General features: G+C 35.8%; 9 protein-coding genes. 8 read left to right on the top strand and 1 reads right to left on the bottom strand.

Going from position 1 to position 12501, the window contains the following annotated elements:
* Positions 1 to 214 precede the first annotated feature (214 nt).
* Positions 215 to 1093: a helix-turn-helix domain-containing protein gene (locus tag ABEG11_RS12550; protein WP_348824516.1), complete on the bottom strand. Its 879-nt coding sequence runs from the start codon at positions 1091 to 1093 to the stop codon at positions 215 to 217.
* 279 nt (positions 1094 to 1372) lie between these two features.
* Here ABEG11_RS12550 and ABEG11_RS12555 point away from each other — a divergent pair, with 279 nt between their 5' ends.
* From ABEG11_RS12555 to ABEG11_RS12590, 8 genes are all read left to right on the top strand, one after another.
* The gene (locus ABEG11_RS12555; RefSeq protein ID WP_348824517.1) at positions 1373 to 2518 is read left to right on the top strand and encodes a glycoside hydrolase family 26 protein; all 1146 of its coding nucleotides are present in this window, start codon (positions 1373 to 1375) and stop codon (positions 2516 to 2518) included.
* 23 nt (positions 2519 to 2541) lie between these two features.
* Positions 2542 to 3933 carry an MFS transporter gene (locus ABEG11_RS12560; RefSeq protein WP_348824518.1) on the top strand — a complete coding sequence of 464 codons (1392 nt, stop codon included), beginning with the start codon at positions 2542 to 2544 and terminating at the stop codon, positions 3931 to 3933.
* 24 nt (positions 3934 to 3957) lie between these two features.
* Positions 3958 to 5151, top strand: a complete 1194-nt coding sequence (locus ABEG11_RS12565; RefSeq protein ID WP_348824519.1) for a glycoside hydrolase family 130 protein — start codon at positions 3958 to 3960, stop codon at positions 5149 to 5151.
* Between the two features lie 2 nt (positions 5152 to 5153).
* Positions 5154 to 6344: an AGE family epimerase/isomerase gene (locus tag ABEG11_RS12570; protein ID WP_348824520.1), complete on the top strand. Its 1191-nt coding sequence runs from the start codon at positions 5154 to 5156 to the stop codon at positions 6342 to 6344.
* Between the two features lie 46 nt (positions 6345 to 6390).
* Positions 6391 to 7413, top strand: coding sequence for a carbohydrate binding domain-containing protein (locus ABEG11_RS12575; protein WP_348824521.1), 1023 nt, complete (start codon positions 6391 to 6393; stop codon positions 7411 to 7413).
* 41 nt (positions 7414 to 7454) lie between these two features.
* Positions 7455 to 8681, top strand: coding sequence for a glycoside hydrolase family 26 protein (locus ABEG11_RS12580; RefSeq protein ID WP_348824522.1), 1227 nt, complete (start codon positions 7455 to 7457; stop codon positions 8679 to 8681).
* A 196-nt stretch (positions 8682 to 8877) separates the two neighbouring features.
* Entirely contained in the window at positions 8878 to 10173 is a 1296-nt protein-coding gene (locus ABEG11_RS12585; protein ID WP_348824523.1) for a glycoside hydrolase 5 family protein, read from the top strand.
* Positions 10173 to 12161, top strand: coding sequence for a retaining alpha-galactosidase (locus ABEG11_RS12590; protein ID WP_348824524.1), 1989 nt, complete (start codon positions 10173 to 10175; stop codon positions 12159 to 12161). Before ABEG11_RS12585 ends, ABEG11_RS12590 begins: the two co-directional genes overlap by 1 nt.
* The last annotated feature ends 340 nt before the right edge of the window (positions 12162 to 12501 follow it).

Consider the following 12501-nt stretch of genomic DNA (forward strand, 5'->3'; position numbering starts at 1 on the left):
TTAACATCAAATTAATATTATTATATCATTTAGTGATAATATATTTTCAAAATGAAAAATTTAATTACACATAATAAAATTTAACGACTTCTTTTTTATGTTATTAATATTTAAAGCTTAAAATATTAATATTTTAAATAATTATAAAAATAAAAAAACTCTTAAAAACAGTGTCTTAAGAGTTAAAAAAAAAAAAAAAAAACAGTAAGCTTCTCTACAAAATCCGCTTTAGTCCCGAAAAATCATCTCGGTATTGACTGGGAGTACATTTCTTGAAAGCTTTAAAACTTCTATTAAAATTCGCTATATTGTTAAAGCCGGATTTGAACGCCACCTCAGATATACTGAGATCTTTCTCCACTAACCATCTGGCGGCATAACCTATCCGGATATCGTTTATATAATTGACAAATGTTTTTCCTGTACGTTTTTTTATAAATCTATTGAATGAAATAGTTGTCATATTAGCAACACCCGCTACTTCTTCAAGCGATAATTTTTCAGCAAAGTTCTTTTGGATATAATCATATATCAATTTCATTTTATCATACTCCTCAAATGTGTCATTTTCAACTGTAAAAGTTGACAAAAGTCTTTGATTACGGGAATTAGAAAGATCATAGAGTATAGAGACGATTTCCAGAAAATAATCCATCCCATCCAATTTTGATATTTTCACAAACCTTGGAGTCAGCATTTCCGCTACCTGTTTTGAAAATAAAATACCATGTACAGATCGGTTAAACATCTCCTTTATAGGAGTCATAATCCGCCTGGAAAGCAAAAACTCATGAAAAAGATCATGATGAAACTGAATCGTTATTTCATGAATATCTCTATTTTTACATTTATGCTGTTCCCATCCATGATACAAATTTGGTCCAACCAGTACAAGCTCAATATCGTCAATCTCTTCTATATTGTCACCTACCACCCTTTTTACTCCTTTTCCATTCAATATAAAATTGATTTCAAATTCAGGATGATAATGAATTGGATAATCAAATTCATCTTTAATCCTGTCAAAAACTAAAAAACTGTCTTGCGCCGCAAGGGGAACTATTTCTCTATGAAAATTTTTAAAAGCGCTCATATTTCATTTTTTATTTGCAATAATAAGATATAATATTGATAAAATAATATTAATTCAAAAGATGTTATTACTTTATCTTTGAAAAATGAATTTATCTTTTTACACATAAAGGTATTCTTAAAAAACAAAAACCACATTAATACTGCATTTTTTTAATCATTTTGTCAAAAAATTAGCAAAAACATGTGATTTAAGTTTTTAACACATTCAATTTATTTTAATAACAAACCATAGAAAAAAGAATTACAACTCAACAAGCAAATACTTTTCTTATAGATTATGACAAAATCAGCTTACATACTTTTACTTGTACTCACTTTTGGGGCAGTTTACATATCACGATCACAAACAAATGATACTAAATCATCATTAAGCGACAAAAAATCAACAAAAAAAACAATTATATTGTATAATAATTTACACAAAACAGCAAATAAAGGCATTTTATTTGGTCATCAGGATGATTTAGCTTATGGTGTAAATTGGAAATATGAAGAAAAAAGAAGCGATATTAAAGAAGTAACTGGTGATTATCCTGCTGTATATGGCTGGGATATTGCAGGAATAGAAAATGATAATCCAAAAAACATAGATGGAGTTCCTTTTGATAAAATGAAACTATACATAAAGGAAGCAAATGAAAGAGGCGGAATATCTACAATAAGCTGGCATTTTGATAATCCGGCTACAGGAAAAAATGCTTGGGATAACACTCCGAATTCATTAAAAACAGTACTTCCAGATGGAGAGAATCATCAGAAATTTATTTCCTGGCTAGACAAAGCGGCTACTTTCTTTTTATCCCTGAAAGATAAAAAAGGAGATAACATTCCTATTCTTTTCAGGCCATATCATGAACTCACCGGAAGCTGGTTCTGGTGGGGTAAAGGCAACTGTACACCTGAAGATTTTAAATCATTGTGGAAATTTACCTTTGATTATCTGCAGAAAAAAGGAGTACATAATTTGATTTATGTATACAATACTGCCGATTTTGGATCCAGGGAAGATTTCTTGGAATACTATCCAGGCTCAGAATATGCTGACATATTAAGCTTTGACAAATACCAGTATAGCGATCCTTTAAAAGACAATTCCTTTATTGAAAGCTGTCAAAAACAATTTGCGATTATGGATCAGATTGCCAAAGAGCAGAACAAAATTATTGCTTTTGCAGAAACCGGTTACGAAGCCATTCCGTACAGCAAATGGTGGACAGACACACTGCTGAAGGCAATGGGTTCCTACAAAATATCCTATGTATTGCTTTGGAGAAACCACGGCTGGCAGGAAAAAGAGCAGAAAATGCATTATTATGCACCTTTTAAAGGGCAGACTAGCGAAAAAGATTTTGTGGATTTTTACAATCTGGAAAACATTCTTTTTGAAAAAGATGCTGCCAAGATAAACTTATACAAAAAATAACCCCAAAGAATATAACCTTAAAAATGGAAGAAAAAATTAAATTAAAAGAAAAAATCGGTTACGGATTAGGAGATGCTGCTTCCTCCATGTTCTGGAAAATTTTCAGCATGTACTTAATGTTTTTTTATACAGATGTTTTTGGCATAGCACCCGCTGTAGTTGGAACAATGTTTCTTATTACCCGTATTTGGGATTCCTGCTTTGATCCTCTAGTGGGCATTATTGCCGACCGGACTAAAAGCCGATGGGGAAAATTCAGACCTTATTTACTATGGACAGCCATACCTTTTGCAATAATAGGAGTACTAACTTTTTACACTCCGGATTTTGACGAAAAAGGAAAAATAATCTACGCTTACGTTACATATTCCCTGATGATGATGATTTATTCGGTAATTAATGTACCGTATGCATCTCTATTAGGCGTTATGTCGGGTGACCGCAAAGAACGCACAACACTGTCCTCTTACCGCATGGTTTTTGCCTTTGGCGGAAGCTTACTGGCACTTTGGTTAATTGAGCCTTTGGTAAATCATTTTGGCGGGAGCTTAAATTCTAAAACTGGATGGCTTTACACCATTGTCGTTTTTGGAATGATTACAACCGTTTTCTTTTGGGGATGTTTTTTCTTCACTAAAGAAAGAGTACAGCCAATTAACGATGAAAAACCAAATTTAAAAGAAGATTTAAATGACCTTCTTAAAAACAAGCCCTGGTGGATCTTACTTGGCGCAGGAATCGGGGCATTGATATTCAACTCGATCCGTGACGGAGCTGCTGTTTATTATTTTAAATATTATGTAAGCAGTACTGTAAGCTATAGTTTTGACTTTTTTGGCGAAAATTTTGCAATGACCCCAACAACGCTCTATTTGGTATTAGGACAAGCTGCTAACATTATTGGCGTTATAGCTGCTACACCAATTGCAAATAAAATCGGCAAAAAGAAAACATTTTTTGGAGCAATGGCAATTGCTTCAGCATTGAGCATCATTTTCTATTATTTAGGCAAAGAAGATGTACTACTTATCATGGTTTTCCAAGTACTGATCAGTATTTGCGCTGGATGCATCTTCCCATTAATATGGTCTATGTATGCTGATAGTGCCGATTACTCAGAATGGAAACAAGGCAGAAGAGCTACCGGGCTTATTTTTTCAGCTTCTTCAATGTCACAAAAATTTGGCTGGACTATTGGCGGCGCAGCTACAGGCTGGCTATTGGGATACTTTGGTTTCCAGGCCAATGTAGCACAGACTTTAACCGCACAAACAGGAATACAGCTCATGCTGAGTATTCTTCCTGCCATTGCTGCAGCAATCTCTGTACTTTTTATCCTATTCTATCCGCTAACAGAAGAAAAATTACAAGCCATTGAAGATGATCTCAATGATAAAAGAAATATAAATAAATAATACCTGATCTAGAAAATTCAACTTATGAATACAACAGCACTACAGCCAGATTTAAAAGAAATAAAAGCTGGGCTTGAAAAACAATTCAACACATTGATACAAACCAAAAATGCACCACAGGATGGCATTGGGAACGGAATATATACTCGTTATAAAAATCCAGTCTTAACAGCAGCACACGCTCCGCTGGAATGGAGATTTGATTTCAATCCAGCTACAAATCCATTGCTGCTGGAAAGAATCCAGATAAATGCAACATTTAATGCAGGAGCTATGAAATGGAATGATAAATACATTCTGGCAGTACGCGTTGAAGGAGCCGACAGAAAATCATTCTTTGCCATTGCTGAAAGCCCAAATGGTGTGGATAATTTCAGATTTTGGGACAAGCCTTGCGTAATCCCTCAAACTGAAGAACCGGATACTAACGTCTACGACATGCGTTTAATAAATCATGAGGACGGATGGATTTATGGTATTTTCTGTACCGAAAGAAAAGATCCTGCTGCTCCAAAAGGTGATACTAGTATGGCTGTAGCCAATGCAGGAATTGTGCGCACCAAAGATTTAGTAAACTGGGAAAGACTGCCAGACCTAATTTCTAATACAGGACAGCAGCGCAACGTGGTACTGCATCCTGAGTTTGTAAACGGAAAATATGCATTGTACACCCGTCCCCAAGATGGTTTTATTGATGTAGGAAATGGCGGTGGTATTGGGCTTGGCTTTGTAGAAGACATGACAAACCCTATCGTAAAAGAAGAAAAAATCATTTACGGAAAACAGTATCATACGGTTTATGAATTGAAAAACGGCCTTGGACCAGCTCCAATCAAAACCGAAAAAGGATGGCTGCACTTGGCACATGGCGTACGTAACACCGCTGCAGGATTGCGCTATACATTATACATGTTCATGACTGATCTGAACGATATAGCTAAAGTAACACACGCACCCGCTGGTCATTTTATGGCTCCCGAAGGAATAGAAAGAGTTGGAGATGTCTCTAATGTTCTGTTCTCTAATGGATGGATTGAAGATAATGACGGCACTATTTTTATCTATTATGCTTCTTCAGATACAAGAATGCATGTGGCAGTTTCATCGGTAGAAAGATTAGTGGATTACGTAATCAATACCCCAGAAGATACTTTGACTTCAGCAGGTTCAGTAAATACCATTATCAATCAAGTGAATAAAAACAAAGCAATTTCATAATCGTGAATTCTAATTTAAAAAATCTAAAAACAGAACTCAGCCTCGAACTCGAAAGTATCCTCTCCTATTGGATGGAAAATACTATGGATGAAAAAAATGGCGGTTTTGCTGGACAGATAGATTACAATAACAACATAAATAATGAAGCTGAAAAAGGGTCTGTACTAAATGCGAGACTGTTATGGACCTTTTCTGCAGCTTATAAAATTTCTAAAAAACAAGAACACATAGACACAGCCAAACGTGCTTTTGAATACATTTCGGAACACTTTTACGATAGTGAATTTGGTGGTATCTTCTGGAGTCTTCATCCCGATGGAACTCCAAAAGACACAAAAAACCAGATTTATGCTTTGTCATTTGTTATTTATGGGCTGAGCGAATACTATTCGGTTTCAAAGGACGAAAAATCACTTAAGCTTGCTATTTCCTTATTTGATAAAATTCAAGAACATAGCTATGATGCCGAAAAAGGTGGTTATCTTGAAGCTTTTACCCGCGAGTGGCAGCCAATAGATGATTTACGCCTAAGCGAAAAGGATGCCAACGAAAAAAAGACAATGAATACCCATTTGCATATCGTAGAAGGTTTTGCAAATCTATACAACGTCTGGAAAGATGAATCCCTTCGAAAAATCATTATTGAATTATTGGAAACCATTGAAAAATACTTCATAGACACCGAAACAGGGCATTTACGGTTATTTTTTGATGAAAACTGGGTAGAAAAAAAAGATGTTATCTCCTACGGCCATGACATCGAAGCTGCCTGGCTCCTATTGCAATGTGCCGAAATTGTTTCAGACGTAAAATTAATTGGCAATTATAAAAAATATGCCATTCAAATGGCAGAAGCGACTAAGGAAGGAATAGATACCGATGGTGGCCTATGGTATGAATTTGATCCTGATACTAACGAGCTAATGGCCGAAAAGCATTGGTGGCCACAAGCCGAACTGATGATTGGTTATTTCACAGCTTGGCAGCTTTCGGGAAATAAGGAGTATCTGGATATCGTTTTCAAAAATTGGGATTTTACAAAAAAACATATTATTGACACAGAAAATGGCGAGTGGTTCTGGGGAGTTCTGCGTGATTATTCCACCATGAAAAACGACAAAGCAGGCTTCTGGAAATGTCCTTATCACAATGGAAGAGCCTGTATTGAATTAATCCACCGAATTAAAAGCTAGATAAAAAACTATTTTAATTTAAAGTAACCTCTAAATTTAATTGATTATGAAAGCATTAGCTGTATTAAGTCTTTTTTTTATTACTGTAACAAATAATGCTCAGACCAACCTTATTAAAAATGGCGGGTTTGAAACAGATTTATTAAATTGGAGAGGCGAAGATGCTGCAACGATTTCTGCTTTTGATAAAAAAACGGGCAAAAACAGCTGCGTCATTAATCAGTATGTTGGAGCCGAGTGGAAAGCAGTCGATCAAATAATAAATATACCTAAAAAAACAGCTGCCATTGAATTGAGCGGCTGGGTAAAAACATCCGGTATAGAAAAAGGAAAGGATGTATGGAATACAGGAAAGTTTGATATAGCCTTTATGAATTCTGGTGATAAAGATATTCAAAGCGAAAGTATTGCTTCGGTATTAGGGACAACACCATGGACTTTTTACAAAAAATTAATTACAGTTCCTGCAGGAGCTTCCAAAGCAAGAATAATGCTAGCATTGGGACAGGCTAACGGAACCATATTTTTTGATGATTTAAAAGCGGTTGCCCTGACTCAAGAACAGATTGACAAAATTCAAGCAGAAGAAAATGCAAAAACAGCTGCTTTTTCAGAAACCAAAACAAAAGAATTGGCAAATACCGGCTTCGAAAACGGAATAGATTCCTGGCGCGGAAATGCTATAGTCTCTACTGCTGTGTTTAAAGAAGGCAAGGCTGCTCTTGTACTAAATTCAGCTGCATTTGACTGGAATGGAATTGACCAGATTGCCAGTGTGCCAGAAAACACAACATCAATAACAATTTCGGGCTGGTTAAAATCCGATGCTATAAAACAAGGTAAAGATCCATGGAATAACGGGTTATTCAGTGTCGAATTTACTGGAACAGATAATAAAAAAACAGGAGAAGACCAAAACATAACCTTTGTAACTGGAACCACAGATTGGACTTTTTATACTAAAACCTATTCAATTCCAGCTGGAACTAAAAATTATAGAATCATGCTAGCCTTAGGATTTGCAACAGGAACATTGTATGCAGATGCCCTATCGGTTGATTTTAAATAGCATTCAAATTCTCTCCAAATTACTAAACCATAAAGAATTATATGAAAAAAACTTATGCCTTTGCAATGCTGGCTGGTGTATTGTTCCTCTGCTCCTGCTCTGGAGATTCAGATACAACTACTACACCAGTAGTAAATCAGCCGATAGATACCGATCTTTTGACAGTACAAAATGTAAAAAACTATATGGTTGACCCAAATGCCACTGCAGAAACGGTGGCTTTATTTTACAACTTAAAAAAACTGGCCAAAACTAAATTTGCTATAGGCCAGCAGGATGCTTTTAGCGGCTTTTACAACAATGGGGCTGCAAATGAATCGGATATAAAAAAAACAACTGGATACGATCCTGCAGTTTTGGCTTCCGATTTTATGTTTATCACAGACAAAAACAATAATGAACAAGCTAACAACTGGTTTTATCAGCAGGAAATTGCTATAACCGACGATGTCAAAGAAGCATATGCCAAAGGCATGATTAATACTTTTTCATGGCACATAAGAGAACCTAATAAAGACGAAAGTTTTTATACCGCTGATATGACAGCAGAAGAAAAAGCCACTGCTTTCAAAAGTATTCTGCCAGGCGGTGTAAACAATGAATGGTATAAAAAGAAACTCGATAAAGTTGCCAGTGTAATATCCAATTTAAAAGGTTCTAAAGGAGAATTAATTCCAATCATTTTCAGGCCATTTCATGAGTTTGACGGAAGCTGGTTCTGGTGGGGAGCTAATTTCTGCACACCAGAAGAATATAAAGCAGCTTATCAGTTTACTGTTACTTATTTGAGAGACACCAAAGGAGTTCATAATATTTTATACGCTTTCTCTCCTGACAATTCTTATTCTAAAACGGCTGATTATCTGAGCCGTTATCCAGGAGACAAATATGTTGACGTTTTGGGCATGGATAATTATGGTGACTTTAATAATCAAGGACAGACTGGTGCTGATAAAGCCAATGCCAAACTAAAAATGATATCCGATTTAGCAGCAGATAAAGTAAAAATTGCTGCATTGACTGAAACTGGTTATCAAGTTACAGCAAATATCTCTCCAGTAGCCAATTGGTTTTCGACTTACTTGTACGGTGCACTGACGGCAAACAGTATCCAAATAAGTTATGTGGTTTTCTGGACTAACTATAAAGATGGTTATTATGTTCCAACGCCTAGTGCATCAAATGCAGCTGATTTTAAAACATTCGCAACAAAAACCAAATCGGCATTAGTGAATTCTTTGCCTAAAATGTATGCGCTTCCTAAATAAATTTAAAATTTAAATTTATAACGTGCAGCCCTAGCCCTGATAGAAGAGAAAAGCCCGGAGCAGGAAAAGCAAAATTTTCTTGTTGCAAAAAAGCGACCAAAGAAGCTCTTTTTGTAACTTTAGAAAATCTGCTTTTCCTGCGAGGACTTGAAACGGATAGCAGGATCAGCTTCTTAAAAAAGAAACATAAGTATATATGAAAAAGACATTTCTACAATTAGCATTACTTGCATTATTAACGGTAAATTTTGAAGGCAGTGCCCAAAAACAGCAGGCCAGAATTACCGTAAAAGGAACGCAGTTTTATAAGGGTGACAAGCCATATTCGTACATTGGAACCAATTATTGGTACGGAAGTTTATTGGCTTCCAAAAAAGTGGGCGACCGAAAAAGGCTGCTTCGGGAGCTGGATTTAATGAAAAAAAACGGCATTGACAACCTAAGAATCCTTGTTGGCGGTGATGGCGGAAAATATGATTATACTGTGCGCCCCGCTTTGCAGTACGAGCAGGGAAAATATGATGCTGACTTACTGGATGGCCTGGATTTTCTTATTGCTGAAATGGGTAAACGCAATATGTATGCAGTATTGTTTTTGACCAATAACTGGGAATGGTCCGGCGGTATGTCGCAATATCTGGAATGGAATGGAAAAGGTGCTATTCCAGTTCCGGCAATTCCGCCAAATACATGGCCACAATTTATGGCCTATACCCAGCAATTTTATAGCTGTGAGCCTTGTATGGAAGGCTTGAATAATCATGTCAAGTATATCATTGGCAGAACAAACGCTTACACCCAGAAAAAATATACCGAAGACAATACCATTATGGCATGGCAGGTTGGAAATGAGCCAAGGCTTTTTACTGTAGAAAATGAAGCGAAATTTACCGTCTGGCTGAATAACATTGTAAATTTGATTGACAGTCTGGACAAATATCATTTGATTTCAACTGGTTCTGAAGGACTAAATAGTTCAAACGACAACATTGAAATTTTTGAAAGAACACATAAAAATCCGAATATTGATTATTTGACAATGCATATCTGGCCGAAAAACTGGAATTGGTTCAAAGCCGATAATGCCGAAAAAACATTACCGACAACTCTGGAAAATGCAGGGATTTATATTGACAAGCACATCAAAGCTGCTCAAAATCTGAAAAGACCTATTATTATCGAAGAATTTGGCCTGCCAAGAGAAAATGAAAATCTGACCAGCAGTTCTTCTGCTGCTAACAGAGATATTTTTTACAATTATATCTTTAGCCGTGTTGCAGAAAGTGTAGCTAAAAAAGATGTGCTTCAGGCCGCTAATTTCTGGGGATTTGGCGGTGAAGGAAAAGCAGTCACTGCTGATGGAAAATGGAATCCAGGCGATCCGTTAACTACTGATCCACCGCAGGAGCCACAGGGACTGAATTCGGTTTTTTCTTCTGACAAATCAACTTTGGAAATCGTTAAAAAATACAATTCTAAATTCAAAAAGTAATGAAGCAGACAATCGCATTATTCCTTGTTTTATTGTTTTTCAATCTTTCTTCTGCTCAAAAGAAACAAGACTTCAGCTTGGATTCACCAAATGGAAAAATTCATGTCTCAATTACCGTTAATGATAAAATAACTTGGACTGTTTCGCATGAAAAGGATGTTATTTTAGCTCCATCGGCAATGGCAATGACTATTGATAACAATGAAGTTTTAGGAAAAAATGCTGTTGTTCTGAATTCAAAAAAAGAAACCGTTGCCGCTTCATTTGATTCTCCTTTTTACAAAAAAAAATTAGTTAAAAACAATTACAATCAGCTGACATTAAACTTTAAAAATGAATTCAGCATTGAATACCGTGTTTTTGATGACGGTACTGCCTATCGTTTTATCACCAAAAAGAAAAAGGAAATCACCGTGCAGTCAGAAGAAGTGGTTTTGAATTTCGATCAGGATTACAGCACGCTGATACCTTATGTCCGCGATTTGAGAAACCCCAAAGACCCTTATATTTCATCATTTGAAGCACATTATGAAAACAAAAAAATCAGTGAATTTGCCAAAGATACTTTGGCATTTATGCCATTTTTAATTGATTTTAAAAATCATAAAAAAGCCGTTTTCTTAGAAGCCAATCTGGAGGATTATCCTGGATTATTTGTAACCAATAATAATTCTAAATCCGGTTTTGAAAGCCGTTTTTCTAAATATCCGCTGCAGGAAAAAAACGGCGGGTTCAATAATATCAACAGATTGATTACTGAAAGAGCCGATTATCTGGTTAAAACCAAAGGAACACGAAACTTTCCTTGGAGAATTGTTGTCATATCAGAAAATGACAAGGATCTGGCGAATAATGATATGGTTCAGAAATTATCCGAGCCAACGAAAATTAAAGACATCAGCTGGATAAAACCGGGAAAAGTTGCTTGGGACTGGTGGAACGACTGGAACATTTACAATATTGATTTTAAAGCCGGAATCAATACCGAAACGTATAAATATTACATTGATTTTGCATCCAAAAACAAAGTGGAATATGTCGTTTTAGACGAAGGCTGGAGTCTGGAAGAAGACATTATGAAACACAATCCGAATGTTAACCTTGAAGCATTGATCGCTTATGGAAAAGAACGCAATGTCGGGATTATTCTTTGGAGTTCCTGGATGGCTCTGACCAAAAACACAGACGGAATTTTAAAGAATTATGCCAGCTTGGGAATCAAAGGTTTTAAAGTAGATTTCTTGGATCGTGACGATGCCAAAATGGTGAATTCTGTTTATGATATTGCACAAAAAGCGGCCGATAATAAACTGCTTTTGGACTTCCACGGCATGTATAAACCAACAGGAATCCAGCGTACTTTCCCAAATATTCTAAATTTTGAAGGCGTAAAAGGTCTGGAAAATAATAAATGGACTCCGAATGATGATGTTCCAACGTATGACTGTTCGATTCCGTTTATCAGAATGATGGCCGGTCCTATGGATTATACGCCTGGAGCGATGCGCAATGCGACCAAAAGCGAGTTCAAACCTAGTCATTCAAATCCGGTAAGCCAGGGAACAAGATGCCATCAACTGGCATTGTACACCATTTTTGAAGCGCCACTACAGATGATGGCCGACAGCCCGACTGCTTATATGAAGGAACAGGAAAGTACCGATTTCATTGCCAAAACGCCGACTGTTTTTGATGAAACTGTAGCTTTGGACGGGGAAGTTGGAAAATTCGTTTCTATTGCCCGCAAAAAATCAAACACTTGGTATTTGGGGGCTATTACTAATTGGGATTCCAGAGAAATAACTATTGATTTTTCTTTTCTTGAAAAAGGAAAAAAATACGAAGCTGAAATTTTCTCAGACGGTTTAAACGCTGACAAAGCTGCGAATGATTATAAGAGAGAAATTATCACAGTAGATTCCACTACTAAAATGACCTTTCATTTGGCTAGAGGCGGCGGATTAGCAATGATTATTCAGGAGAAATAATTGAAAAAATATTAAACACTAATTTCACTAATTTTCACGAATCGTTGCTTCTAACATGTTTTCGTGGAATTAATTTCACGAATGAATTCGTGAAAATTCGTGAAATTAGTGTCAAAATTCCTTTTATATTACTAATAAACGGCAGCTTGTTTTAATTCATTAGAGAAAAAGTATCATATACTTAATTGCTTATTATGATTTACAATTAGAAAGTAATACCAAATTTCAATCATACAATAGTTCAATCTTTTCAGGTATAAATGCCGTTGTATATTTCATTTAGTCCAATTTTTTATTGGACTAATTTGAAATAACAAACGGTATAACTACTTTTATGCGC

This window comes from Flavobacterium aestuarii (assembly GCF_040049115.1).
GTDB lineage: Bacteria > Bacteroidota > Bacteroidia > Flavobacteriales > Flavobacteriaceae > Flavobacterium > Flavobacterium aestuarii.